Origin of the sequence: Moheibacter sediminis (genome assembly GCF_900176425.1) — a bacterium.
GTDB lineage: Bacteria > Bacteroidota > Bacteroidia > Flavobacteriales > Weeksellaceae > Moheibacter > Moheibacter sediminis.
The window spans coordinates 25,570-49,894 of record NZ_FWXS01000009.1; the positions used below are offsets into that span (position 1 = coordinate 25,570).

General features: G+C 32.9%; 27 protein-coding genes and 6 tRNA genes. 4 read left to right on the top strand and 29 right to left on the bottom strand.

Features of this window, described 5'->3' with window-relative positions:
* Nucleotides 1–31: 31 nt before the first annotated feature.
* From B8977_RS12455 to B8977_RS12495, 11 genes are all read right to left on the bottom strand, one after another.
* Entirely contained in the window at nucleotides 32–1,096 is a 1,065-nt protein-coding gene (locus B8977_RS12455; RefSeq protein WP_084018058.1) for a nucleotidyltransferase domain-containing protein, read from the bottom strand.
* A complete protein-coding gene (locus tag B8977_RS12460) occupies nucleotides 1,093–1,839 on the bottom strand; it encodes a nucleotidyltransferase domain-containing protein (protein WP_084018059.1) in 747 nt (248 codons plus the stop codon). Before B8977_RS12460 ends, B8977_RS12455 begins: the two co-directional genes overlap by 4 nt.
* Before the next feature lie 94 nt (nucleotides 1,840–1,933).
* Nucleotides 1,934–3,034, bottom strand: coding sequence for a slipin family protein (locus tag B8977_RS12465; protein WP_084018241.1), 1,101 nt, complete (start codon nucleotides 3,032–3,034; stop codon nucleotides 1,934–1,936).
* A gap of 477 nt (nucleotides 3,035–3,511) precedes the next feature.
* Nucleotides 3,512–3,697: a hypothetical protein gene (locus B8977_RS12470; RefSeq protein WP_084018060.1), complete on the bottom strand. Its 186-nt coding sequence runs from the start codon at nucleotides 3,695–3,697 to the stop codon at nucleotides 3,512–3,514.
* 213 nt (nucleotides 3,698–3,910) lie between these two features.
* Nucleotides 3,911–4,447, bottom strand: a complete 537-nt coding sequence (locus B8977_RS12475; RefSeq protein ID WP_245828555.1) for a ribonuclease H-like YkuK family protein — start codon at nucleotides 4,445–4,447, stop codon at nucleotides 3,911–3,913.
* Nucleotides 4,410–4,670: a hypothetical protein gene (locus B8977_RS12480; protein WP_084018061.1), complete on the bottom strand. Its 261-nt coding sequence runs from the start codon at nucleotides 4,668–4,670 to the stop codon at nucleotides 4,410–4,412. The genes B8977_RS12475 and B8977_RS12480 overlap by 38 nt, the downstream gene beginning before the upstream one ends.
* 19 nt (nucleotides 4,671–4,689) lie before the next feature.
* Nucleotides 4,690–4,761: transfer RNA gene (locus B8977_RS12485), tRNA-Pro, on the bottom strand.
* Between the two features lie 11 nt (nucleotides 4,762–4,772).
* Nucleotides 4,773–4,843 (bottom strand) — tRNA-Asp (locus B8977_RS15115).
* A 2-nt stretch (nucleotides 4,844–4,845) separates the two neighbouring features.
* Nucleotides 4,846–4,930 (bottom strand) — tRNA-Tyr (locus B8977_RS15120).
* Nucleotides 4,931–4,937: 7 nt separating this feature from the next.
* Nucleotides 4,938–5,009, bottom strand: a tRNA-Glu gene (locus B8977_RS12490).
* A 5-nt stretch (nucleotides 5,010–5,014) separates the two neighbouring features.
* A tRNA-Lys gene (locus B8977_RS12495) sits at nucleotides 5,015–5,087 on the bottom strand.
* Nucleotides 5,088–5,901: 814 nt separating this feature from the next.
* Between B8977_RS12495 and B8977_RS12500 the strand changes: the two genes are divergently transcribed.
* Entirely contained in the window at nucleotides 5,902–6,918 is a 1,017-nt protein-coding gene (locus tag B8977_RS12500) for a helix-turn-helix transcriptional regulator (RefSeq protein ID WP_084018062.1), read from the top strand.
* Between the two features lie 142 nt (nucleotides 6,919–7,060).
* On the opposite strand, the gene B8977_RS12505 is transcribed toward B8977_RS12500, so the two are convergent.
* The 5 genes from B8977_RS12505 to B8977_RS12525 all read right to left on the bottom strand — a co-directional run bounded on the left by B8977_RS12505 (nucleotide 7,061) and on the right by B8977_RS12525 (nucleotide 9,092).
* Nucleotides 7,061–7,450: a hypothetical protein gene (locus B8977_RS12505; protein ID WP_143736513.1), complete on the bottom strand. Its 390-nt coding sequence runs from the start codon at nucleotides 7,448–7,450 to the stop codon at nucleotides 7,061–7,063.
* 62 nt (nucleotides 7,451–7,512) lie between these two features.
* A complete protein-coding gene (locus tag B8977_RS12510; RefSeq protein WP_084018064.1) occupies nucleotides 7,513–7,968 on the bottom strand; it encodes a hypothetical protein in 456 nt (151 codons plus the stop codon).
* Nucleotides 7,969–7,975: 7 nt separating this feature from the next.
* Nucleotides 7,976–8,401, bottom strand: coding sequence for a hypothetical protein (locus B8977_RS12515; RefSeq protein ID WP_084018065.1), 426 nt, complete (start codon nucleotides 8,399–8,401; stop codon nucleotides 7,976–7,978).
* Nucleotides 8,402–8,416: 15 nt separating this feature from the next.
* Complete coding sequence (locus B8977_RS12520) at nucleotides 8,417–8,893, bottom strand: J domain-containing protein (RefSeq protein WP_084018066.1); 477 nt, start codon at nucleotides 8,891–8,893, stop codon at nucleotides 8,417–8,419.
* Complete coding sequence (locus B8977_RS12525) at nucleotides 8,886–9,092, bottom strand: hypothetical protein (RefSeq protein WP_084018067.1); 207 nt, start codon at nucleotides 9,090–9,092, stop codon at nucleotides 8,886–8,888. The genes B8977_RS12520 and B8977_RS12525 overlap by 8 nt, the downstream gene beginning before the upstream one ends.
* Nucleotides 9,093–9,175: 83 nt before the next feature.
* On the opposite strand from B8977_RS12525, the gene B8977_RS12530 reads away from it, so the two are divergent.
* Nucleotides 9,176–9,391, top strand: coding sequence for a helix-turn-helix domain-containing protein (locus tag B8977_RS12530; protein ID WP_084018068.1), 216 nt, complete (start codon nucleotides 9,176–9,178; stop codon nucleotides 9,389–9,391).
* Here B8977_RS12530 and B8977_RS12535 read toward each other — a convergent pair.
* The 3 genes from B8977_RS12535 to B8977_RS12545 all read right to left on the bottom strand — a co-directional run bounded on the left by B8977_RS12535 (nucleotide 9,388) and on the right by B8977_RS12545 (nucleotide 11,786).
* Nucleotides 9,388–9,717 carry a hypothetical protein gene (locus tag B8977_RS12535; protein ID WP_084018069.1) on the bottom strand — a complete coding sequence of 110 codons (330 nt, stop codon included), beginning with the start codon at nucleotides 9,715–9,717 and terminating at the stop codon, nucleotides 9,388–9,390. The genes B8977_RS12530 and B8977_RS12535 overlap by 4 nt on opposite strands.
* Before the next feature lie 81 nt (nucleotides 9,718–9,798).
* On the bottom strand, nucleotides 9,799–10,983 hold the full coding sequence (locus tag B8977_RS12540) for a hypothetical protein (protein ID WP_084018070.1): 1,185 nt from the start codon (nucleotides 10,981–10,983) through the stop codon (nucleotides 9,799–9,801).
* Between the two features lie 422 nt (nucleotides 10,984–11,405).
* Nucleotides 11,406–11,786: a hypothetical protein gene (locus B8977_RS12545; RefSeq protein ID WP_084018246.1), complete on the bottom strand. Its 381-nt coding sequence runs from the start codon at nucleotides 11,784–11,786 to the stop codon at nucleotides 11,406–11,408.
* Nucleotides 11,787–12,138: 352 nt separating this feature from the next.
* On the opposite strand from B8977_RS12545, the gene B8977_RS12550 reads away from it, so the two are divergent.
* Both B8977_RS12550 and B8977_RS12555 read left to right on the top strand, forming a co-directional pair.
* Nucleotides 12,139–13,170: a nucleoid-associated protein gene (locus tag B8977_RS12550; RefSeq protein ID WP_084018071.1), complete on the top strand. Its 1,032-nt coding sequence runs from the start codon at nucleotides 12,139–12,141 to the stop codon at nucleotides 13,168–13,170.
* Nucleotides 13,163–14,575 (top strand): hypothetical protein, encoded by a 1,413-nt coding sequence (locus tag B8977_RS12555; RefSeq protein ID WP_084018072.1) that lies wholly within the window; start codon nucleotides 13,163–13,165, stop codon nucleotides 14,573–14,575. Before B8977_RS12550 ends, B8977_RS12555 begins: the two co-directional genes overlap by 8 nt.
* A 30-nt stretch (nucleotides 14,576–14,605) precedes the next feature.
* Here B8977_RS12555 and B8977_RS12560 read toward each other — a convergent pair whose 3' ends face one another.
* From B8977_RS12560 to B8977_RS12605, 10 genes are all read right to left on the bottom strand, one after another.
* On the bottom strand, nucleotides 14,606–15,643 hold the full coding sequence (locus tag B8977_RS12560; RefSeq protein WP_084018073.1) for a DUF3871 family protein: 1,038 nt from the start codon (nucleotides 15,641–15,643) through the stop codon (nucleotides 14,606–14,608).
* Entirely contained in the window at nucleotides 15,624–16,493 is an 870-nt protein-coding gene (locus B8977_RS12565; protein WP_084018248.1) for an AAA family ATPase, read from the bottom strand. The genes B8977_RS12560 and B8977_RS12565 overlap by 20 nt, the downstream gene beginning before the upstream one ends.
* A 128-nt stretch (nucleotides 16,494–16,621) precedes the next feature.
* Entirely contained in the window at nucleotides 16,622–17,968 is a 1,347-nt protein-coding gene (locus tag B8977_RS12570) for a DUF3987 domain-containing protein (protein WP_084018074.1), read from the bottom strand.
* Between the two features lie 159 nt (nucleotides 17,969–18,127).
* Nucleotides 18,128–18,901, bottom strand: coding sequence for a hypothetical protein (locus B8977_RS12575; RefSeq protein WP_143736515.1), 774 nt, complete (start codon nucleotides 18,899–18,901; stop codon nucleotides 18,128–18,130).
* A gap of 131 nt (nucleotides 18,902–19,032) precedes the next feature.
* Entirely contained in the window at nucleotides 19,033–20,247 is a 1,215-nt protein-coding gene (locus B8977_RS12580; RefSeq protein ID WP_084018076.1) for a site-specific integrase, read from the bottom strand.
* 182 nt (nucleotides 20,248–20,429) lie between these two features.
* Nucleotides 20,430–20,503, bottom strand: a tRNA-Asp gene (locus tag B8977_RS12585).
* A 106-nt stretch (nucleotides 20,504–20,609) separates the two neighbouring features.
* Nucleotides 20,610–20,930, bottom strand: a complete 321-nt coding sequence (gene trxA / locus B8977_RS12590) for a thioredoxin (protein ID WP_084018077.1) — start codon at nucleotides 20,928–20,930, stop codon at nucleotides 20,610–20,612.
* 17 nt (nucleotides 20,931–20,947) lie between these two features.
* Nucleotides 20,948–21,160, bottom strand: coding sequence for a hypothetical protein (locus B8977_RS12595; protein WP_084018078.1), 213 nt, complete (start codon nucleotides 21,158–21,160; stop codon nucleotides 20,948–20,950).
* Nucleotides 21,161–21,234: 74 nt separating this feature from the next.
* Nucleotides 21,235–22,212, bottom strand: coding sequence for a DUF3667 domain-containing protein (locus B8977_RS12600; protein ID WP_084018079.1), 978 nt, complete (start codon nucleotides 22,210–22,212; stop codon nucleotides 21,235–21,237).
* Nucleotides 22,213–22,218: 6 nt separating this feature from the next.
* Complete coding sequence (locus B8977_RS12605) at nucleotides 22,219–24,321, bottom strand: prolyl oligopeptidase family serine peptidase (RefSeq protein WP_084018080.1); 2,103 nt, start codon at nucleotides 24,319–24,321, stop codon at nucleotides 22,219–22,221.
* Between the last annotated feature and the right edge of the window lie 4 nt (nucleotides 24,322–24,325).

Sequence of the window (24,325 nt, forward strand, 5' to 3'; positions counted from 1 at the left end):
TTTTGACAAAGATTTGTGATTAACTGCGCAATTATTTTGCGTAGGAATTGTAAAATTCATTTCTTATTTCAAAAATGAGGCGATTCATTTTTTCTAAATCAGGTTTTTCTTTCAATTCCGATTTTGAAAATAATTCTTCTAAATCATTTTTTAAATTTTCAGCTTCAACAACCAAATCATCATATTCAAACTTTCCATTTTTGATGTCAAGTAAATAATTTCTGTCAGTCCTTCTCACATTCAATTTACCATCGACTGCAATTTCTTTTGCCATGTTTAACAATCGAAAGGTGTGCATCAGGTTTTTAGCATCGTAATTTTTGCCATGTGAAATTGTCGATTCATAACGGGTTTCGTTCCTTTTTTCCACCCATTCCCAATATTCTCTATATTGCTTACAATAAGTTGAATAAGCTTCGCGATTGAAATAAAGCATTGTTAAAGCTTTTTCTTCTTTTGCAACTAAACTTAAGTTCACTTCATTTGAGTTTTCTGAACGGATTATTCCTGAATAATTTGAATTTTCATCATAAAATAAATTGAATGAATCTCGCAAATGTGGCAATTTGGATAATCCACAAAATTCTTGTTTCAGATTAAATTTATCTAAATAATATTTCAAGGCTAAAGTTTTTCCATCAAAATAAATGGTACAGAAATCCAGTACTGTTTTTCTCTCTTTTTCCATCGGGTTGGCAATTTTCTTTTCCAGCCCACGAGCTTTTTTGATTTGTGTAAAAGCATAATTTGCAAAGCTTTCATAACTTAATTTAGAAAGAAAATCTTCTGTTTCGAATTTTTCGAACAAAGGGTTTTTGTGCAAAATGCAATCTTCGGGCGTATTCAAAAGTTCCAATATATTCGGATTGTTTTTGGCACACAACGAAGCAAATTTGTTCAACTCATAATAAACAACATCATTGGTTTCATTGTTCATTTGATCAATGTAATTCAATGAATAATACTGTTCTTTGGGCAATACAAAAACGCCTCGGATATCTGTGTCGGAAGTGGCAGTAGCCAAACCATAAGCTCGGCTTCCGCTTATACATTCAAAAATGATACTTCCTGATTTTTTGAGTTCTTCAATGGTCATAACAGTTGTTTTAAAAAGAATTCGTTTAAAGCTTCTGCATTGGATTTACCAGATTTGAGCTTGTCTTTCACGCTTTCATTTTCGGCAAAAATCTTTTTTGCCAATTCTATTAGTTCTAAAGGTATTTCAACTTTTTCTTTTTCAATTAATTTTGATTTTAATTCGATTAACTCATCCAATTTAGAATGAAATTTCACATCAATTATTGGATATAATTCTCTGAATAAAACAGGCGGAATAGTTTCTTTTTTGTAAATCCAATTGGCACAAAGTGCGGTTCGTATTGCATAAAAATATCCTTTTATGGTGAGTTCGTTTGTGCATAAAATTTCTTCAAAATTTTTACACATACTGTGGTAATGATGAAATCCTGCGATTGGATTGAAACTTTTTTCGGTTAATTTTTTCAATTCTTCCATAAAATCTTCATCGACTCTGTAAATAATTGGTGAAAAGAGCCAACCTAAAAATGATGTATTTGACTTATTTAACAATCTTAGCGTTTTTCTCAAATCCCAACCCGAGCCATCCAAATCATCTTCTGTCATAAATTCTATGGTGTCCGTTTTCTCCGAAAGATTAAGATACCAATCTAATTTATGTTTGTACACAAAGCGGATGTCATAATCAGAATCTGGAGATTCAAAACCCCAAGCACGGCTTCCTGACTCAACGGCAAAAAGGATTTCAACACCTTTTTCCTTTTCTATTTCATTTAGTTTTTCAAGTATTTTAGTTCTCATTTTTAATTTCTTTTGACAAAGATTTGTGATTCACTGCGCAATTATTTTACGTACTAAAATAAAACCCCGAATTAAAATTTAACCCGGGATTTATTTAAGGTTTTGCGCTGAAGATTTCTTTCAACTGATTGACCATTCCGCCGTTTCCGGACAAGGAAATCTCACCGATTTTCTCGGCAATTTTTTCCACATATTCCATTTCTTTCAAACGGAAAAGCATTTCATTTTCTTCCATCAATTTAGCGGTGTTCAATAAGCTTCGTGTAGAAGCGGTTTCTTCTCGTCGTGTGATGATGTTAGCTTGCGCTTTTTTCTGCGCGACCAAAACCTGATTCATGATTTCCTTCACTTCACCCGGCAAAATCACGTCCCGAATTCCGGCAGACAATACCACAACGCCCAGATCATAGGCTTTTTGACCCACGCTTTTCAAAACGCTTTCAGAAACTTTTTCTTTGTTTTCCAACAATTCATCCAAAGTCAATTCGCCCACATATTCACGCAATACTAATTGCATCAACGTGTACAATTGCTTTTCGTAACTTTTGTTTTTTACCAAAGCAGTTTCGACATTTGTCACGCGGTAAGTCAAATCAAAATTGATTCGCAAAGCAGCTTTATCAGCAGTCAATAACTCCTGACCGCCAATTTCGACCAATTGCTGACGCATATCGGTCCGTTCCAGTTTCACAGACTGCGCATTTTTCCAGTAGTAATAAATTCCACTTTCCAAAATCCCGCTATAAGCATCGTCCACATATAAAACCGCTTTTTCGTTTGGTAAAATTTCGAAAGAACGAACATAATTTGCAAATGCCGGAGCCTGAATTAACTTACGGCTCAAAGCCTTTGGAATTTCCAATTCGTCTATATTGTATCGTTCGAAATTTTGTTTCAAAACACCTTTCCAATAAGCATATCTTCCAGTTGTCAAGATGTTTATGAAACGTTCGTCGCGGTATTCGACAACCAATTCATTGTCAGCAACATCTATGATTTCCAACATTTCCATTAACTGATCATTTTTCTCCAAAATTGCCCAGTTCAAAGGTGCATGAAACGCTTTTGTCATATCGAAACGATAAATCGTTGCGCCAAATGGTTTCAGGTATAGACCTTTTTTCAACACAGCTTTCAAATCACCGTTTTGGATGACCAAAGCGATTTGATAAGCATTAATTTTAATCCATAACATAACTTTCATTTTAGTAAACGAATTCCTCATTTTAAATTCAGAATTCTGATTAAACATTTTTTTAATTATTTTGGCGTGACCCCGCCGCGCCGCAAAGCTCTGCGGTGCGGTCGGGCTATCCGCTGTATCTTTTGCTTCATTTCATTTCGCAAAAGGATGCCGCTTCTATCCCTCACGCAATTCATTTATTTCATTTCAAAAAGGAAAACAAATGAAAAATTCATCGTCCTTGCGGCGGAATCTTTTTGAGAAATGAACGCCTGCGATTGTTGTTTCTATCCGGCTGAATTCATATAGAATCCAGTTTCGTAAAACCAAGAATGGCATTTGTTTCATTTGTGCAAAAAAGATTCAGGCTCAATTTGCGATTGTAAGCAGTTGAAATTATGAACACATTCATTTTTCCAAGAAATTACCGAATCTTTCAATTTGTTTTCCAACATCAAGAGCAGTTTTTCAAGCTGCAAAAGCCGAATTTTAAGTTCGGTGCGTCAACCATTCCGCCTTCCCGATTTTCACCGGGAGCAGGATTCGAACCTGCATAACTGTTACTCTAACCAACTGAGCTACTTCAATCAGAATTTGAAGATGGGAATCGAACCCACGACCGACAGGTTGTGAAGTTTTTTGGAAAACCCCTAAAACCTTCAAGTCAAATTGCATACGATTGACGATGCCTTTCGGCAGAAAACCGCACAATGGCGCTGTACAGAAACGCTCAACAAGACTTGCTTGATATTTTTAATCTTTTTTAAAAGAACTTCTCATTTTAAATTCTTGACAAATATTTTCACTTATCTACGCAATTATTTTGCGTGGATAAAAATTCTTTAAAATAATTTTAAATTAAAAAAAGAGCCGCCGAAACGGCCCCATTCACACGGCTAAGTCGGCGCAAGATGAACTTGCGAACGCATAAGGTTTGGCTCTGAAGGTGTAGCCCATTCCCAAAATGTAACCCATCGCATCCTTCAAAGCGATATTGGATTTGAAATCAGAATCGGTATTGATGTCGGCGTGGACTTCCATTTGGATGTCGTATTTGTCCAAAATTTCATGAATTGCGTAAGCGATCTCTACGGATTTTGCGACTTCATTCAACATCCGTTCTTTGATGCCTATTTTCTGGACAATTCTTTCTTTACGGATAAAAGCAAATGCTCCTTTTCCTTTTCTGATGACCACAATTGCGGTTGCATAGTGAACTTCATTTCCATAAACATGGGAATCGGATCCCACACATACTTTCAATTCGTATCCGTTTTTTAATTCTCTTTGAATGGCTTCTTCCAATAATTCTTTAAGCGGATGTGTAAATACAATTCCGCTTAAATTTCTCCAGATTTCATTTTGAGCTTTCATGGTAATTTTTGTTTTATGGTGACGATTTTTTGATACTGTCTTTTTTTGCATCAGCAAATATTTTGTACAAATCGGATGATGTTTTCACATCACTGACAACTTTTGCTGCATTTTTTGTACTTGCATTGTTCATTTCCACATTGTCTGCGTACTTGATGTAAGCTGGACTTGCATTGTCGATTGATTTTATCGCTTTGCTTGTGTTTTTACAGCTTCGAGTAAACGAGATTAAAGTTGCAAATGCAATCAATACGATACTTAGTATATTTTTCATAATTCTAATTTTTAATTTGTCTGGGAAGCAGGATTCGAACCTGCGACCTCCCGCGTCCAAGGCGGGTAAACAACCACCGTTATCTTCCCAGAATTTATTTTGCGGTTCATACGAGAATCGAACTCGTGGCTCCCGAGAGACAGCCGGGTAGGTTGCCATTACCTCAATGAACCTTTGGTGGGAATGAAAGGATTCGAACCTTTTCAGCTATTGCATTGGTTTTACAGACCAACTCAACTCTCCAGCTTTGACGCATTCCCAATTTTGTACTCCGTAGGGGAGTCGAACCCCTGATTGCTGATAGAAAGTCAACCGTCTTTACCGCTTGACCAACGGAGCAGTTGTGATACCGGCAAGGTTCGAACCTGCGACTTGAAAGTTAAAAGCTTCCAGCTCTACCAACTGAGCTACTATATCTAAATTTATTGCATAAAAAAAGCGTCTCTTTTTGGGAGACGCTCAGTTATCGTAAATGAAATATATCTATTTCACCTGATTCTGGTTTTCTCCCACACAAATGGATTTTCTCCATTACAATCAATTCCAAAGGGTTTTACCCAACTCGGCTGATATGTTTTATGTTCTAGTGATAATCTCATCTTGTTATTTTTTAATCTTGATAAATTAATTTTTGTTTTCTACTTATGACAATTTGATTTGTCATTTTTGACGGTGCAAAGATTAAATGAGTTTTTGAATTATGCAAATAAAATTTTGAATTAAATTATTGAAAATCAATAATTTACATTAATTTTTAAACAATAAAACTCCTGTCCGCCTGCTGCAGATTGTCTTGAATTTTGCAACTGTCTGTCTCACATTTGCTTGGTAACTCACGCTACGTTTTTATATTTTTTCAAATTCACTTAAAAAATTTCTCATATTTTTTTCATTTAAAACAAAAAGCGCCCGATATATACAATCGGACGCTTCAGAATTCAACTTATTTTTAGATATTTTACATCAAAATTTTATATAAACTGAGTACATAACGTCCGTTTTCGTTCCAGAATCCTTTCGGTTCTAAACGGTAATCACACTGACTTATCAGTGATTGCATGGCATTATGTATTCTAATTTTTGTCATTTTTTCTGATGCAAAGATGCGGGATTTAGTTTAATTTGGAACTAATTAGATTTCAATTTAGAATAAAAACAAAGATTTCTGCTTCACTACACATTTTTATTGCGGAAAAATTATTTCCTTATTTTTAATTCAAATTTAAACAAAATGGCCATCAACAAAAATGCATTGATTCGATACAAAACGATTGACAAATGTCTGCAAAACCATTATCGGAAGTGGACTTTGGAAGATTTTATCGAAGCTTGTTCCGATGCGCTTTACGAATATGAAGGTCGTGATGTAAACGTAAGCAAACGAACAATTCAGCTTGACATTCAGATGATGCGCAGTGACAAATTGGGCTACAATGCGCCGATTGAAGTTTATGAAAAAAAGTTCTATCGATATGCGGACGAGACATTTTGCATCACCGACATTCCGCTCACAGAAAATGATATGAATGTGCTTTCAGAAACGGTTGAAATGCTTAAACAGTTCAAAGATTTTTCTTTATTTGATGAGTTAGGCGACATCATTCACCGGTTGGAAGATAAAATATATACCGAAAAAACACATCGGCAGCCCATCATTCATTTGGACAAAAATGAACAATTGAAAGGTTTGGAACATTTGGAAGTTTTGTACCAGGCGATTTTGAAAAAATGTGTTTTGAATATCCAGTATCAATCTTACAAAGCGCGTGCGGCTTCAAAGATAACCGTTCACCCGTTTTTGTTGAAAGAATATAACAACCGATGGTTTCTGGTGGGTAAGACAAATGCAAATTCCGAGGTAAAAACCTTTGCGCTGGACAGAATTCAAAATGTAGATTTTGATTTGAAATCAGAACATCTCAATGAAAATTTCAACGGAGATGAATATTACAAAAACACAATAGGAGTTACCGTTTTGGACGAAAAATATGTAAAAGAAATTATTCTGAAAATTGATTCGAGCAATGCGCCGTATGTGCTGACCAAACCATTTCACCATTCGCAGGAAATTATGGAAAAACATGAAGATGGAAGCATTACTTTTAAGATTTGCGTCGGCATTAATTTTGAACTGGAAAGATTGGTTCTAGGATTTGGAGCGTCAATTGAAGTGCTTGCACCTCGCGAACTCAGAAAACGTGTGGCTAAAATTTTAAGGAATGCTTCGGGGATTTATGAAACTAATTAAAACAAAAAAAGCACCTCATTTCTGAAGTGCTTTCTGCGATCCGGACGGGACTTTTGATTTTATTTTATATGACTAATATGCAGATATTTATGGTCTTAAATCTTAGTGATTATATCTATAAGTCCACCTTGTAGTAAAACCCCTAACATAATAGAGTAGATAATACCAATGAAATCACATCAGGGTTTCCATACACTATAGCTCTAGATTCCTTAAGAGTGTATAATTGTATTTCCTCATTTTGATAAGTGCTGAGGTTATCAGTTTCCTCTACCAATTCAAAATATTTTAGTAATTCCTGCTTTAGATTTGGATCAATTTCATCTAAGAAGATAACTACAGCCTGTAGGAATTCATCACAATAAAATATCAGTTCAATTTTATCTGTAGAATGATTCAGAAATTTCTTTACTTCTTTTCCAACATAAATGTAACTGTCATATCCTTTTATCCTGTCAGGTAGAATTTCTAAGTCAAATTCCAGGTTTTCATATTCCATTCCTATAGGAAAGGGTAAAATATCTGTTTTCATAGTTTTAGGGTATAAAAAAACCACTCAAGTAGAGTGGTTGAATTCTTTTTTAAGCAAACCAATCAATATATAGAAATTGTAAGGACTCCCAAATCATTTTTCATTTCAAACAAAATTAACATCTTCCCATCTTTCCAAGCTTGATTACTTGTTATGATATTTGCTTTTTTATTTAAATGGTTTAAGATAAATTGAATTGTTTCTGTACTAATTATATTTCCTTTAATGTCAGGTGTAATAATAAAAATAATCTTCTCTATTGCCTTATACTTTAGATTATTAATAACCATTAACTTATCCTGATCAATTAATTTATATTGGGTTGTGAAATAATTCCCATCATCGGAATAATCTCCCCTTTCCAAACCATTGTGATAGGGAGGTTCTGTGTATGCTTCTAAATTATTACCAGCACACGTAAAGTCAATTAAATTTTCATATAGAAAAGTCCTTTCCATTTTGGATTGTCCAAAAGATAAAGTAGCAAATAGTATTGGTATTATAAATATTGTCTTCATAATGTACTTATTTTAGATTTACGAAAAAGGATAAAATTCTTTTTTCTGAATTCACTCCAACTCTACAATTTCCATTTTCATAATATTTGATGTCTTTGTAAGAGTAAGAATACACAAAATCTAGAGTAAGAATTATTTGTGTAAGTGAATTAAAAGCTTCTTTAGTAGGTTGATATACAAGACTGAACATTTCATCATTTCTAACTATTGAAATGTTTTCTTTGCCTTCTATACTTGTTTTGGAGTAACCTTTTTGATAATAATTAGGTTCATCAGTGGTTTTTACATATTTGAACCCTTTAGAATTTAAATCTACTTCGATGTAGTTATAATCCTGCTTAGCTAAATAATCATTTAATTTTGAATAACTTAGGGATTGAGCATTTAAAAATACTGGAAGAAATAGAAGAAAAGAGTAAATTAATATTCTCATATTTTTGATTTTTAGTTAAAATTTTGTGCAGGTTTTAAACAATAAAAGACCTACTGCCATAGGAAGTAAGATTTTTATAAATGAATAAACTGTATAATTAAAAGCTTCAGTAGAAGCCCCCTTAAATTCATCAATAACTTCTCTCACAGAATTTTTAGCCTGCTTCTTTGCATTTTCCATCCATTTTTTTAAAATTTCATCTTGAAATTGATATTCTGAATATTCATAACCTTGTTTGGTCTTACTTGAAGCAGCTTCTTCAGATTGATGTGTATGGTAAAAATTGTCATACTCAACATCATATCTTTGTTTGGCTTCTTCATCTTTGAGAACTAAATAAGCCTCAACAATGTCCTGCATTTTTTGGGTTGTGTCTTTATTTGGGTTTTTGTCAGGATGCCATTTTTTACATTCTGTCCTATATCCATTTTTTATTTCATCAATTGTAGCATTTCTCCCTATACACAGAATAGAGTAATAATCTTTAAACATTTTTGTCTAAATTTCTATTATCTGTATCTTTCTTTGGCAAGTACTTCCAGACACCAATAATTCCAAAAATTATAATTGCACCAGGTAAAAGTCTTATAAGCCCAGTAGAGTCATTTCCAGATTCAGAAATGACAGCTTGGATAATTACTCCTATAATAACAACTGCAATGCTTAAAAGTATTTTCACTAATATTCTCATAGTATCTAAATTTTAAAATTGCCATATATGGCATTTAATTCAACAAATATAAAACATTACTTGACTTGCCAAATATGTCAAGTATGGAAAAATCTGAAATTCTTAAAGCTGTAGGTAAGAAAATCAAGGAATTAAGGGAGTCTAAAGGCTTATCTCAGGTTGATTTGGTTGGTAAAATAGAGGGTAAAATTGATACTACTAATATCTCAAGAATTGAATCAGGAAGAACCAATCCTACCCTTTATACTTTACACAGAATAGCTACAGCTTTAGAGATTGACCTAAAAGAATTCTTTTAATTTCTTTTGGGAACATAAGTTTTGTTTCCATTACTATTAATGTAATATTGCCCACCTTTAGGACCCGTATGGATAGTTTTTCCTGAACCATAATTTTTAGCTTCTACTGAGTAATCTTTTGGTTTTGTACCCACTTCACCAGTATAAAGGTTTATATTTCCTTTAGTGGAATAGTTGTCATGGTTGGTTTTATTGGTTTGAGTTTTGTAATACCCATCAATATAAGTTCCTGTGCTTGGTTTGTAATAACCAGTCTGATACCTAACCTGAGAAAATACTAAAGATGAAAAGAGAAAGAATGCTGTGATTAAAAGTGAATTTTTCATATTGCTATATTTTAATTGTTATTTTTATAGCAAAAGTAAAATGAAGTTAATCTCTTCTATGAAAGTTGCAAATTTGCAACTCTAAATAAATGGGGGCTCATACACATCATCTGGGTCTATTTCATCATTTGAGCTATTATTATATATAAGAGGAATGTATTTTAAATCACTGCCAAAAACAGCTCCATCAATTATATAGTTTTTCGCATATGATTCTTCCATAGCATTATAAAATGCTGATTTAATCCTTGAAATGTGAGTGAAAATGGTTTTATTACCCAATTCAGTTATATCTCTAACACTTTGATTCATCCTATCCAAATCATTTTGGTTAGATATATTAAGATAAAAGCTCATTAACTCCTTTTCGTGTTTCCAAAGCTCACTGATTCTTATACCTTCAGGATGATTGTAGAAGAGTGCATAGACTGCTTTTGAAAGAGAATTAAGTTTAATTTCCAAATTATTAAAGTATGGAATATAAATTTTGTAGTCATCATCAAATTTAACTCCACCAATAAGGTTCAAATCAACCTCATCTGACAAATCTTCTAAGGTCTTTTTCAGCAAGGGTAAAATATATAACCATTTACCAGATGCTTTTAACGCATCAATTTCTTTGTTTATAGAATTAATTTTATTTAAAGTCTCCTCATCCAGACTTTCATCAATAGCTCTTGCAAATTCCGGATTTACTCTTCTACGAGAATTGAATAAATTCTCATCATTTATTAACTTACTTTTTGTCCCATAGTCAATTATAAATTGTTTAGGGCTTTCAACTCTATTTATTATATCTTCATTGGTGTATTGAATTACGTGAATGAGAGAGTCATAACAAATTATAAATCCAGATTTTATATTGCCTTTATATCCTAAATATTCAAGGAGTAATTTATTGTCTTTAGCACAAGAAGAGAAGTATTTAAAATTATCTTTTTCCTTTGCCATTATAAGGTGGAAAAGTTGATGGCTACTGAAATGGATCTTTTCATTCAGATGTGGAATGAAATAAGAAATCAAATCTTCTGTATTATCAGGAAAATCTGTTCCTGGAAGAAAGGTAAAATTATAACCAGCTTCATTAAATTCTTTTACTATGGTATCATGATGTTCTTTATAATAAAGGTTTAACTGAAAGTTCCCAATCAGGTCAAACACTATTACTGTTTTATCTAATGATTCAATTTTTGAAAGAGATTGGTCAATCTGATTTCTTCTGAAACTATCTACATAATACCCCAAGAATTTGAGTTCTTCTATCATACCTGATTTTATTCCAAATTTAAATTATTTGAACAAAAAAAACATTATATCCTAATACGTAACTACTCCATTGAATTAATCCGTTTTTAGATCTAAATCCGTATAAGTATTGGATTTAAACCCTGCAATCATTATAATGCAGATTAAAAAAAGGCTATAATATTATGTAGATGTATATTTTATATAGGTCTATTTAAGTATGATTTTCAGGGATTTTGTAATCTTTCACACACCTTAATCAAAACTGCAAGAATTGTAAACTTTGTAGTTTTTGCTAGTTTCATTTGAATTAAAAAGTGACAAAGTGACTTTTTTTGTCAAAACTTTTTTCTGTAGATGAAAAAATGATTTATTTTAAGTAAAATCACATTCGTAGAAAAATACTTTTCGAAAAAAAGGTCACTTCGTCACTGGGTTAAGAATTATACAAAAGCTTCATCATACACTCCATTTTCAGAAAAAACTGAAGCATCAGCTTTAATAGGTTTAGATTCACTTTGGTTTGTTTCTTCTGGTAAATAAACCCACCTGTGAGATAAGATAATTTCTTCTCCTGTTTCCTGCACTACATACTCATAAGGCTCACATTCCTGTTTCTCAATAGAGCCTGGAATTTGTGTTCCAATTAACCCTTTACAAGTTACCTCATCAAATGTTGATGGTATAATAGCTTTTTTAGCTGTGGCATAAAACATTCCTGTAGCTTTTGATTGGGTCATTTCAATGCCACCCTGTAGCTCCAGTACGAAAAATGAAGTTTCATCATCCTTTAATCTTTCTTTGTAGTTAACAATTGTTACCATTGGTTTTAAAAATTTTGAGTTAAACATTTGTTCCAAACACAATAGAATTTCTGAAGAAATAAATATTCAGCTATCACCTTGAAGTTTTATATTCCTGCCTGAAAAAATCTTTCTATATAATTTGGGTACGGGGAGTTCCCCATTCCTACATAAGTGCGGGTGTTTGTTGGAGGAAGAGAGCAAATGCACAACCCCTTCAAAAAATTTTATAAAAATTTCAGATTATGGTTTTCCGTAATGTTATATCTTAAATAATTTTTACTTTTGGAAAGCAGCGCTATGTAATCCTCTCTTTTTAAGATGAAAACTATATTTATATTTTTAAATTCAACACCTATTAAGATAATATTTTATGATAATAAAGAACTTTTTTTTACATCATGTTGATGTAAGCAACAATAATGTTACACCAATTAATTTACAATTAAACCCTCAAAACTTGCAGGATTATGTTGAAGAGTTATTAAGTGAAATTATAGCAAACCCAAACAGGAGGATATATTCTTTCAAAGATGGTAATACTGAAGTGAAATCTTCATTACGCAAGATTTTAGAGGATAATACTGATGTGGAAAATATAACTGAATTAAATGCCAAAAGATTACTTGAAAAAGAGATAAATACTCAAGCGTGGATGACAAGCAGAAATATGTCTGTTGAAATTCAGAAAGGTAGTTTATTACATCTAAATTTTGACATTAATGGTACTAAACAAATAATTATATGTAAGGTTGAACATGATGAGATTTTAAATGAGCTTAACTTTGAGAAAGTCAGAGGGCTAAATACAAAGAAAAAGGTTTTCAAAGCAATATTGATAATTTTTAATAATCGTGGTAAAATATCAGAAAATTATGTTTTTGACAAACACAACAGCAAATATTGGTGGGATGATTTTCTTGAGTTACAACAGCAATATACTGATGATGACAATACTGAAAAATCATTAAATGCCATAGATGCTACTCTTACACCTTTGAGAAATAAATTTTATGCTGACTACGTTATATTAAGAAATACTATCATTGGTTATTATAAAAACAATGACAGCCTTAATTATTCAGACGTTATTTCCAATGTAGTCCAAAATTATGATCCAGTAAATGTTGACTTTCCTAAAGATGCACTAATAAATAAATTAAATGAGCTTCCTGCAAAAAAGGGATTTGATACACAGTTTTCCATTGTAAAAAAGAAAATAAATAAAAAAGTGAAGCATAGAATTAAACTAGCAAATAATCTATATTTAAGTATGGATGATTTTGTAGACAATTTAAGAAATATTCTAAAGCCCTGGAAGGATGAACAAGGAAACAAATATGTGCAAATATTATCTTCTGAAGGTTTTGATAAAATTGAAGATTTAATGAGAGAAAATGGTTAGTTCTTTAATACAATTATTCACACCAAATCAGATTCTAAGCAATATTGATAATTTTAAGCAATATGAATACATTGCTTATGTAGGTGTAAATGATAAAACAAATTCACTAAACAAATCTTTTTATGATGATGTAAATGTTTATTTTAATTCTATACAATATGATTGGTCATTAGAAATAGAAGAAACAGGTTATTCAATATCTCAAAACAGTTTTGTTGATATAGAATTTGAAGAATATATTGATACTTCAAATCTCAAACTAACTATCAGAGTATTCAAATCAACTAACAATAGTATTGTAATATTTAATGAGAGTGTATTTTTTGAAACGTTGAATAAAATGACTTTAAAGAGTATTTTATTGACTTTTCAACAAATTTCAAAGCCCATATTAATTACTAATGAATTTTCAGAAAATTCTCAAAAATCAAACTTAATAGGTTATAATACAGGTGTTAATAATTCAAAAAATCAAGAAATAAGTTTTCAGTGCCTTTTTTATAATTATTCAGAATTTAAATTTGCTCCTGAAAATTTTTCATTCAGTGATTATGAAAAGCAAGATGATTTTTGCAAAGTGATTAAAAAATTACATTATGTCTATTTGTTGATTTATTTATTTGATGTTTCAGAAATTAGAGAGGATAAAATTTTCTTGAAGCTCAAAGGACATAAAACCTATGAATATGAATTGGAATTTTCAACCCTAAAAACTGAAAGCATTAATGAATACAAAAAAATATATGAGTGGGTTTATTCTGATAAAGGCAAAATTGAAGATAAGTTAGGAATAGCAAGAAATATAATTGGATTTTACTTAAAAAAGGATGATGTAAGAATTGACAACAGGACATTTCCTTCTATCCTATCAGCTAATCAGCTTTATATAAAAGGGAATTTGACAAAATATTTGGATTCTCGAAATAAAATATATGAGCAGGTTGACCAAGTAACAAGTAAAATAAATACCTCTCTGGATACATTCTTAGGAAATTTTCAAAAATCTGTCTTTGTTTTTGTGAGTTTTTATTTAACCGCATTTGTAGTAAAAATATTTAACAAATTAGATGTTTCAACAGCAATTAGTAAAGAGGCTACCTTATTTGGTCTAGGCTTATTGCTACTTTCGCTTTTTTTTATGATTTTTTCATTAATTATTTTAAACTCAGATTTAAATAGAGTGAAGGAAAAATATTTTTTGGTGAAAACAAGGTTTGAAGATATTCTAAACAAAGATGACGTAAATAAAATTCTAAATAATGATTCAGAGTTTAATAAAGACATTATGTTTTATGAGAAAAAAAGATGCAACCTTCTGTTTTTATGGATAATCACAATAATTATTCTTACTTGCATATTATTTAGTACTTCAGAATATATAAATTTCAAATATCTTTCTCTGTAAATCCACCCCACTTTAGCAGGGTGGATTAACTCAACTCAAAAACCAATGATAACCAGAATTACCACTGATAGCTTTACAAATACTCTGATTAAACTCAAAAGCATTTAAGTTTCTCTCTAAAAAGGTATCAATGTAGCTGGATTTATTGGCTTGAGTGAATAGATTGTACACATTCCACAGATTGATATTACTATTATCATCCTTACAGAAACTATCATCCTGATAATAATCTTTAGCAATGGTATTGAAGTGCCCATCTGTAAACATCAATTCAGGAATTTCAGATTTCAGTTTTTTAGGTAAATGCTGATATAACCTAGCTCTACCAACTAAAGTAGCAAACTGGTGTTCTGTAAGAAATTGCTCTGATAGACCTTTCATCTGGTTTAGGTGGGTTTCTGCTTGGTAGTTTTGGATAATTTCCAAAATTTTAGCTTGTAACTCCTGATAGGATGTAACCCTTAAATCTTCCACAAAACCATCACTTGAAACACATAGATTGCAACATACCATATTCTGAAACCCAATGAAGAACTTGAATTTTTCAAATGATTTCCTGTTGTACAGATTTTCCTGATTATATGCTCTTACCCCTCCTATAGTCAAGGATAATTCATTCCCATTGATATTTTCAGAAATACTTGGAATTCTGATGATAAAAGCCATTCTTTCATAATAAATGGTTTTCTCATGTTCCAACAAGTCTTTAGCCTGCTTATGAATTGCATCTGGAATCCTGCCTTTAATCTGATGAGAAACCCTAATTTCAGGTAATTCTATACTGTGATGAGGAAATGCTTTTGAAATGGAATTTTGAGCAATTTCAATAAATTCCTGATGTGCCAGAGTCTTTTCATTATCCTTGCTGAAAACAGGAATGATACAATCTTTCTTTAAGTGCAACAAATCCACTTCTTCTGTATTGGCTTCAATGAAAGGTTTTGAATTTTGAGCTTTTAATCCTTCTACAACCACAGGGCTACTATCTCTAGAACCCACAGGGAGCAGCTCCAAGGTATCTTGCTTCTTCATTATGTTGGGAGTTTTTTCAAATGTGATGCTGTCCATTTTGAGAAATGTTTTTAGGGTTAGTTAACTGAATCAAAAGTGATTTCTTGGCTTCAAAACCGGGTCTTAAAGTATCCTGAAAATCAGGATATTTCTTATACAGTTTCAGAAGCTCTGCCATAGAGTTACATTGCTGAATTTCTTCATAAACCTGCTCAGAAGTAACTTCTGCTACATTAGAGCCTGTATTACACCAATCCAAAATCCTTTTCCCTGTACCTTGATTAATCACAAATTCAGGTTTACCCATAAATAATCCTGTCCTGTCTTTGGATGAGGTAGCAAAGTGCTTAATATCCACATCAAATACAAGGGTAAACTCATAATCCAAGCCATCTTTCTGAACTGCTTTCAATCCAACTTTTTCAGGAATAAACTTTCCATCCTTTTGATTCAGCACATAATCCTGCTTTGTCCTCATTGTAGCTATGATATGAGCATTGGATTGAAGGATTTTATCAGTAAAGGCTTTTTGTCTTGGAGTAACTTTAGCCCAATTGGTAAATGAATTACCTGCCAGTTTAGAATGAAAATCCAATAGCTCATCCCAACAATGAGAAATAGAATCAATGATAATCACTTCCATAGCAGCCTTTTCACACACCTCTAGAGCTTCAATGTATTTTTCAGGTGTAAAAGGTGGTGTCATTGAAAGCACATTGTAATTACCCAAATGGGCATAAAGGTCAGCACTTCCATTCTCTGTGTCTATAATAGCTACTTTCGATAAGTTACCATTTGTAAGTCCTTGTGCAAGGAGCAGGCTTGAATAAGTCTTGCCCGAGCCTGCACTTCCTTGAAGAGCCATTTTAATTTTAGCTCTTTTTCTTTCTGATTGTCTTAGTTGCATAATTTTACATTTAAAGTTCGTATAAATAAAATGGGGCTTTCGTTTAGAAGGCCCCATTGTGTTATGAAAAAACAGAAATATTAAACATTGCAGAACTTGCAGGTTTTGCAGTTTCTGCAAATTAAAAATTATTTTCTTTTTACTTTTTTATAAGTTCCATGACTTATTTTTTCTAAAATTTTATCATTCCACTTTTTTAAAATTTCGTCAAAAGTCCTTTCTGGAATTCCAACTTTTTGTGCTATCTCAAGTCCTCTGCTTCTCTTGAATTCGTCTGGGAGCTTACTTAATAAATCCCTTTCTTGCATTGTCATTGAAACAGCATTTTTTTCAAACTGATCGAAAACGGATAATGAATGATCTAATAAGATTTTTATAATTCTCATTGCTGCTTTGACAGTTTTATCTTCAGCATAAAAAATAACATCTCCTTCAACTAGTTCTTCTTGTTTTTCCAAAACAGTAAACAGACAAATTAATCTAAAAGCGATCAATCCTAATCTTTTGACTACAGGAATGAAATCGTCTTTTCCTGTCTCTTGGATAATGCTATTTGCCAATGACATTCTTTCTTGGAAGTAATCCCATTGCTTTTTAGTCATTCTGACTTCTACGCTATTTTGTTTTTTCAGCTTTTCATACAATTCTTTAATTTCTTTGGACTTTTCATCCATTAATTTATCATAACTTATCCTACTAGCAGTTGGACTGACATCTTTCCAACCGCCGGCTTCTTCAAAGGAATAATAAATGAACCTACTGAATAATCCGTTTTCTTTAGACTCGATCAAAGGTCTGACTTGATTAGGTGTTCCTGATAAAATCATTGAAATTTTAGGTTTCTTGATTTCAAAAAATCTATCCTCAGTAGATCTGCTGATTGATACAGTCTCATGATGGAAGGCTTTTCTGAGCAAATCAGAGAAGTTTCCCCAATCTTGCTTTAACATATTAGAAAGCGAATCTGCCTCGCTCTCAAATATGATTAAATCATCCTCAGCATTCTCCAAATGAGTATATAATTTGGACGCACTTGTATTTCCAGGTACAACCTTTATTTGAAATTTGGGTTCATTTACTCCCTCATTATTTTCAGAATTCCTGTATTCCGCTATTTTTCTTTTGCTCTCCTCTTTGATTTTCTCATGGATTGGTTCAACCAATATTTTTGACCATTCCATCACACCCTTTCCTGAAGCTGGAGGAGCAATAATAAATACATATAAATTAGGACTATAATTTCTGGAATCATAAATTCCATATACATTTGACATACATCCACTTATAACTCCAACACACGATAATAAAATAATATCTCTCTCCCTTCCTTGAAATTCAAGGCAAATCTCTTTTAATAGTTCTGGCAAGTCTTCATATACCTCTTCTGGTATTAGATTTTTATGACTTGCAGTCATGGCAAGATCTGGCGAACTCCCAAACCTTGCTTTTTTACTTTCTTCTATTTCTTTAATCATATTTTTCAAATAATTAATTTCTGTTTCTCCATAAAAAAGTTTAAGAGATTGGGCTTTCCAATCTTCTTCTGCAAATTTCCGAACGAAACATGCCTGAAAAAGAATTGAAACAGAAAACCTTAAAAAATGGCAGATTTCTGTTTCAAAATCATAAAAACTTTACTTTATTTCGATTGAGGGAGGGCGTTCTATATAATGTTTGAGATTCTTAATATCAACATTATCATAGATTTGAGAAATGTTTCCTATAGAGGGGTTATTGACAAATGGAGCTGAATTATTTATTGGAACTTCAAACAAAGCAAAAAATGCTGCTATAAATTCTAAAGTAGATTTTTTCAGGGCTTTATCAATTCTAGGTCTATTGGGATTATTTTCAGAATAGATAAAATTATAGATTGCATTAATAAATTCTACTTTAACATTTTCTGAAAATTTATCTGGTTTTATTTGAAGCGTCTTGGATAAGATGCCTTCTTTTTGTTGAACATAATTTTCTCTAGTCAACAGGAATTTATCACAAAGCGCTCCGTAAATGGTTTTCAATACCAATGGATTTTTAATATTGATATTATCTCCTGTATCTATCTTGATTGTAATTGAAGGTAATTCTTCACTATGGCTAGTAGAAAAAAGATATTTTCTTAAAGCTCTAAACAGACCTTTTATATCTTCTTTTTCTAGAGCAAGGGTTTTTAAATCCTCATCATTTTCACTCCCTATATTGTTACAGTAGGCGTATTGTAATGCGCAACCCAAAGTAATAAATTCTTCACGAAGTGAAACAAGATCAATATCTTCCAAAGCTTCATCCAATAATTTTGCTGTCTGAGTTGGAATCTGTAGGGAAGAATAAGTGCCTCTGAAAAAATTGGTTAATTCTTTAAAAGACTCTATTGAACCTATATCCTCCAAAGAAGAAACTTCGTACATATCAAATTCAATAGAGCCCTCGGGTAGATTGATGTATAGACTATCTTGATATGTTTTCCATTGATACATTATAAAGAAATAATACTGCAATTAATGCAAATTCTGCAAAACTTGCAAGGCAATGATATATTTTACTTTTTATCCAACTTTTTACTCAAGTTACGGATATGTTCACTAACCTTTTTCTGAACCACCTTTCCATAATGCTCCTGCGTGATGGTGATTTTAGAATGTCCAAGTAATTCTGACACAATCTCCATAGGCACATCATTATACAGTAATACTGTAGTAGCAAAGGTTTTCCTTGCAATATGATGAGTCAAATTTTTTTCAATCCCAACTATTCCTGCTATCTCTTTCAGATAAGAATTGAACTTAGAATTACTAGCTTTTGGTAACACACGTACATCATCATATTCTTGGTATTTCTCTATGATAGATAGAGCTTTAGGAAGAAGAGGAATTGAAATTTGCTTTTGAGTCTTTTTTCTCTGCATTTGAATCCATTGATTTCCATCAAACCCAGTTACAATGTGTTTCTTCTCAAGATTGTACATTTCAGTAAATGCTAATCCTGTATAACAGCAGAAAACAAAGAAATCCCTGATTTGTTCAACTCTTGTGATAGGGAAATTGTGATTTTCAAGCCTTTCCAATTCCTCAGCAGTCAGATATACAACTTCTTTTTTAGGTCTTGCTAATCTGTGGAGTAGGAAAGGGTCTTTGTCTAAGAATCCCATAGATACAGCCATTTTGACTACTTTCTTGGTTCTTTGTAAACTTTTGAAAGTTGTACTTGCCTGAAACTTCTTCTCTGTCTTGAGGAAATATTCAAACTCCTGAAGGAAGTTTTCATTCAAATCCTTTAGCAGGTAATCATTCTTTTTCAACTGTAATTTCAGGAACTCAGCAATATGGTTCTTGGTAAGGTTGTACCTGCTCCAACTTAATTGAGCATACTCAATTCCTATAAGTTTCTCCATTTTGTTGTTATGTATTTCAAATGCTTCTAACAAGGTCTTTTCAGCTTTTATGTTCTCTCCTTTGTACTTCAGGTAAATATCATTTACATCAAAGTTTAAAGAGTTCACTTGCAGATACAAAAAAGCCTGACTAATTTCATTCTTAATCAGGCTTAACTGTGTATTGATATAATTGTTCTCATCATTGGGTGGATGAGCTTTCTGCTGTCCATTTTTCCAATGGTTAGGATTTACAAATAATCCAGTAGAAAATATCTTTCTCACCCCACTTAATGTAATTCTACATCTGATAGGGGCTTTGCCTTGTCTGTTAAGTTTGGTTCTATTTATTAAGAAAAGTATTTTTAAATCTATTGCATTCATAATATTAAAGAGATTAAAAAGGGGGGTGTACCCGAGTTAAAAAATGGTGTACCCGCAGGTGTACCTGAGAAGTAAGAAATGGGAGGAAAAATAAGGAAGTATGATTTAAGAGCTAAATCTCTGTAACGCCTTTGTTATAGTATAAAAACAAAAAAAGCACCTCATCTCTGAAGTGCTTTCTGCGATCCGGACGGGACTCGAACCCGCGACCACCTGCGTGACAGGCAGGTATTCTAACCAGCTGAACTACCGGATCATTGAATTTTGAGACTGCAAATATACACCAATTTCTATACTCTGCAAATAAAAATGAAAAAACCCGAAAAATATTTTCGGGTTTGTGTTTTTTACTCAGACAAATCTTAGTTCATCAAAGCCTTTAATTTCTGTTCCAATTGCGCTTTAGGAACCACTCCTACAACTTTATCAACCACCTGACCATCTTTGAAAAACAAGATAGTAGGTATATTTCTGATTCCGTATTCCGCAGCGATTTGTTGGTTCGAATCCACATCAACTTTAGCTACAACTGCCTGACCTTCAAATTCTTTAGCCAACTCTTCTACAGTCGGGCCTACCATTCTGCAGGGACCGCACCAAGTTGCCCAAAAGTCAACCATTGCCGGTTTTCCTGATTCCAAAACGTCTTTTGCAAACGATGTATCTGTTACTTCAAGTGCCATTTTTTTTCTCTTTATAATTAATAATTCAAAATTAAATCAAATTTAATGATTCTCAACCTAATCCTTATAGGAAATATCGATATGACGATAAAACCATTGAAAGTCCAAATTCTCATTTCTAAATTTATTTGGGCGTCCGGGCGGGCTGCTTCGGGCTTCGCATCGCTTCGGCCTTCCGTTTCACTCCACGCCGCTCCCCATGGTCGCGCCACTTCGTCTCCCTGACGCATATCCGTTATTCATTAAACAAAGTAAGTAAAAAAAATATTTACGAAAACCTTTCGTTTTCTCTTTCTTTATAAAATCAATGTACATTAAACAAAATGATGATTAGATAAATGGTCATCACAATCAGAATGCAAAACATATTAATAATAAATAAACAAAAACCTTTTAGCCTAGAAATCCATTTATTTTCACCGTAAACTTTACTGTGTGCCCTGAAAAAGTAGAAGAATGTGTAAAAACCACAAATAAGTACAAACATCATTGTTGTAAGATCAACAAAATCATTATCTCCAAGCAATCCTAAAAGAAATCCGAATATTGCTACAATTGTATTGGAAATTAACAAAAAAGAAAAATAATGAAGCGTAAATATCCCGTGATCAAAGTAATACCATCTCTTTTTACCATGAAACAGCCAGAGCCAAAACGCAAAAATTGGTAGGTAAATGAACAATACTTTGGAAAAATTCCGCGAAATCATATCATATGCTTTCTCCTGAAATTCTTTGTCGGTACCATTCTTTTTTAATTCAACAATCTTTTTTATCATCTTGTATTCCAACCTATTCAGCCTTTCGCCCTCTGGCTTAACCCTCTGTAATGAATCAAGCTGTGCAACCGATTTGACATCTTTAAAATCTTTCAAACCGTATGTAACACCCGAATTATTGATTTCTCTTGCTAATTCAGATTCATTTTCAGATGTTTCAATAAATTCATTAGGGGGCTGATTTTCGAAAAAAGAAATAACTCCCGGAACGAAAACAGCAATAAAAAGTAGAAATATATATAGCTTAACCGGCGCAACATAACTTGCACGCTTGCCTTTTAAATATTCATTGGTCAATTTTCCCGGCTTGAACAACAACGTTTTTACCGTTTTCCAAAAGCTGCCGTCATAGTGTACAAAATCTTCCAGAAAATGTCTAAACAGATAATGAAACGAATGTCTCGTTTCCGTATTCTCCTGTCCGCAATATGAACAAAACCTGTCATGAACTTCGTTTCCGCAGTTCAGACAGGTTTTATCTTCTCTTAATTTATGGTGTCCCACCTGAAATTATTTCAAAGTTTTTACACCCATGTTCCACAAAGTAAATGCGTATTTGTCAGCCGCTTCGTTGATGATCACTTCAGTCGAACGTCCTGCGCCGTGTCCTGCCTTGGTTTCAATTCTTATCAAAACAGGGTTGTCACATTTTTGTTTTGCCTGCAATTCAGAAGCGAATTTATAACTGTGCGCCGGAACAACTCTATCATCATGGTCACCCGTTGTAACCATCGTTGCCGGGTAACAAATGCCTTCTTTTACATTATGAACCGGTGAGTATGCTTTCAAATAATCAAACATTTCTTTATTATCATTCGCCGTTCCGTAATCATACGCCCAACCTGCACCAGCAGTGAAAGTGTGGTAACGTAACATGTCCAAAACACCTACCGCAGGCAAAGCAACTTTTACCAGATCCGGACGCATTGTCATTGTCGCTCCCACCAAAAGTCCTCCGTTAGAACCTCCTGAAAGAGCTAAATAATCAGTTGATGTGTATTTTTCTTTTTTCAAAAATTCTGCTGCTGCAATGAAATCGTTGAATACATTTAATTTGTTCAATTGTCTTCCACCATCGTGCCATTTTTTTCCATATTCACCGCCACCGCGTAAGTTGGCAACAGCGTAAATTCCTCCATTTTCCATCCAAATAGCATTGGCAACGCTGAATGAAGGTGTCAAGCTGATGTTGAACCCACCGTACCCATAGAGTATTGTAGGGTTTTTCCCATCCAATTTGATTCCTTTTTTGTACGAAATCATCATCGGAACTTTCGTTCCGTCCGCAGAAGTATAAAATACTTGTTTGGATTCGTAATTTTCCGGTATGAATTTAATTGCAGGTTTTTTGTATAAGTTTGATTTTCCGCTTTCTACATCGAAATCATAAGTAGTTCCCGGCATCACATAATTACTGAAAGAATAATAAATTTTCTTTTCTTCTTTTTTTCCTGAGAATCCGCCTGCACTTCCATTTCCTGGCAATTTGATATCTCTTACCTTTTTTCCGTCATGTTTGTATTGCTGTACAACATCTAATGCATCGATCATATAATGTGCAAAAATGTAACCGCCGGCAGTTGAAATGTTCAACACATCTTCTGTTTCAGGAATCACATCCACCCAATTTTCAGGCTTCGGATTTTTCACATTTACTTTAACCAAACGGTTATTCGGCGCATTGAAATTTGTCAACAAATAAAGCTCATCTCCAACATTATCTACTAGACTTGTAGAAGTATCAAAATTATCTAAAATAGTAATTATCGGCGCACCTTTTTTGGTCAAATCTTGGATGTACAATTCATTTCCACTTGTCGAGACCGCTGTTGAAATCACTAAAAATTTCTGGTCTTCCGTCACGCCGCCACTGATATATCTTCTTTGTAATTTTTCACCACCAAAAACCAATTCATCATTTTTCTGAGAAGATTTTAATTTGTGGTAAAAGAATTTATGCTGATCCGTCATCGTTGAAAGTTCGCTTCCTTCGGGTTTGTCGTAACTTGAATAATAAAATCCTTCATTCCCTTTCCATGAAACACCACTGAATTTTACATTCACCAAAGTATCTTCAATAATTTTATTTTGAATTGCATCTAAAACGATAATTTTCGTCCAGTCAGAACCACCTTCAGAAATCTGGTAAGCGCAAAGTGAACCGTCTTTAGAAAAGCTCATTCCGGCCAATGAAGTAGAACCGTCTTTTGAGAATTTATTTGGATCCAAGAAAACTTCTTCTTTCCCGCCTTCCGCTTGTCTGTAAATCACATAATGCTGCTGAAGTCCGTTATTTTTGTAGAAATAAGTAAATTTTCCTTCTTTAAATGGGGCAGAAATTTTCTCATAATTCCAGATTTCTGTCAGTTGTTTTTTCAATTGATCACGAAGTGGAATTTGATCCAAATAACCAAAAGTCACTTTATTTTCGGCATCCACCCAAGACTTGGTTTCCGCAGACAAATCGTCTTCGAGCCAGCGGTATGGATCTTCGATTTTCGCACCGAAGTATTCGTCGGTGTGTTTGATTTTTTTGGTTTCGGGATATTTTAATTGAGCATTGAGGTTCATAGCAATCGCTGCGGTTAATAAAGTGAAAAGATGTTTTTTCATATTT

Bases quoted from the DNA above. Each gene is read 5' to 3' on its own strand.
- B8977_RS12545 (WP_084018246.1), bottom strand. From the start codon at position 11,786: ATGGTAACAATTGTTAACTACAAAGAAAGATTAAAGGATGATGAAACT.
- B8977_RS12580 (WP_084018076.1), bottom strand. From the start codon at position 20,247: ATGAATGCAATAGATTTAAAAATACTTTTCTTAATAAATAGAACCAAA.
- B8977_RS12475 (WP_245828555.1), bottom strand. From the start codon at position 4,447: ATGCAAAAAAAGACAGTATCAAAAAATCGTCACCATAAAACAAAAATT.
- B8977_RS12470 (WP_084018060.1), bottom strand. From the start codon at position 3,697: ATGCAATTTGACTTGAAGGTTTTAGGGGTTTTCCAAAAAACTTCACAA.
- B8977_RS12555 (WP_084018072.1), top strand. From the start codon at position 13,163: ATGGTTAGTTCTTTAATACAATTATTCACACCAAATCAGATTCTAAGC.
- B8977_RS12515 (WP_084018065.1), bottom strand. From the start codon at position 8,401: ATGAGAATATTAATTTACTCTTTTCTTCTATTTCTTCCAGTATTTTTA.
- B8977_RS12520 (WP_084018066.1), bottom strand. From the start codon at position 8,893: ATGTTTAAAGATTATTACTCTATTCTGTGTATAGGGAGAAATGCTACA.
- trxA (WP_084018077.1), bottom strand. From the start codon at position 20,930: ATGGCACTTGAAGTAACAGATACATCGTTTGCAAAAGACGTTTTGGAA.
- B8977_RS12505 (WP_143736513.1), bottom strand. From the start codon at position 7,450: ATGAAAACAGATATTTTACCCTTTCCTATAGGAATGGAATATGAAAAC.
- B8977_RS12570 (WP_084018074.1), bottom strand. From the start codon at position 17,968: ATGATTAAAGAAATAGAAGAAAGTAAAAAAGCAAGGTTTGGGAGTTCG.
- B8977_RS12465 (WP_084018241.1), bottom strand. From the start codon at position 3,034: ATGTTATGGATTAAAATTAATGCTTATCAAATCGCTTTGGTCATCCAA.
- B8977_RS12455 (WP_084018058.1), bottom strand. From the start codon at position 1,096: ATGACCATTGAAGAACTCAAAAAATCAGGAAGTATCATTTTTGAATGT.
- B8977_RS12530 (WP_084018068.1), top strand. From the start codon at position 9,176: ATGGAAAAATCTGAAATTCTTAAAGCTGTAGGTAAGAAAATCAAGGAA.
- B8977_RS12535 (WP_084018069.1), bottom strand. From the start codon at position 9,717: ATGAAAAATTCACTTTTAATCACAGCATTCTTTCTCTTTTCATCTTTA.
- B8977_RS12565 (WP_084018248.1), bottom strand. From the start codon at position 16,493: ATGCAACTAAGACAATCAGAAAGAAAAAGAGCTAAAATTAAAATGGCT.
- B8977_RS12575 (WP_143736515.1), bottom strand. From the start codon at position 18,901: ATGTACGAAGTTTCTTCTTTGGAGGATATAGGTTCAATAGAGTCTTTT.
- B8977_RS12510 (WP_084018064.1), bottom strand. From the start codon at position 7,968: ATGAAGACAATATTTATAATACCAATACTATTTGCTACTTTATCTTTT.
- B8977_RS12540 (WP_084018070.1), bottom strand. From the start codon at position 10,983: ATGATAGAAGAACTCAAATTCTTGGGGTATTATGTAGATAGTTTCAGA.
- B8977_RS12550 (WP_084018071.1), top strand. From the start codon at position 12,139: ATGATAATAAAGAACTTTTTTTTACATCATGTTGATGTAAGCAACAAT.
- B8977_RS12460 (WP_084018059.1), bottom strand. From the start codon at position 1,839: ATGAGAACTAAAATACTTGAAAAACTAAATGAAATAGAAAAGGAAAAA.
- B8977_RS12560 (WP_084018073.1), bottom strand. From the start codon at position 15,643: ATGGACAGCATCACATTTGAAAAAACTCCCAACATAATGAAGAAGCAA.
- B8977_RS12605 (WP_084018080.1), bottom strand. From the start codon at position 24,321: ATGAAAAAACATCTTTTCACTTTATTAACCGCAGCGATTGCTATGAAC.
- B8977_RS12500 (WP_084018062.1), top strand. From the start codon at position 5,902: ATGGCCATCAACAAAAATGCATTGATTCGATACAAAACGATTGACAAA.
- B8977_RS12595 (WP_084018078.1), bottom strand. From the start codon at position 21,160: ATGCGTCAGGGAGACGAAGTGGCGCGACCATGGGGAGCGGCGTGGAGT.
- B8977_RS12525 (WP_084018067.1), bottom strand. From the start codon at position 9,092: ATGAGAATATTAGTGAAAATACTTTTAAGCATTGCAGTTGTTATTATA.
- B8977_RS12480 (WP_084018061.1), bottom strand. From the start codon at position 4,670: ATGAAAAATATACTAAGTATCGTATTGATTGCATTTGCAACTTTAATC.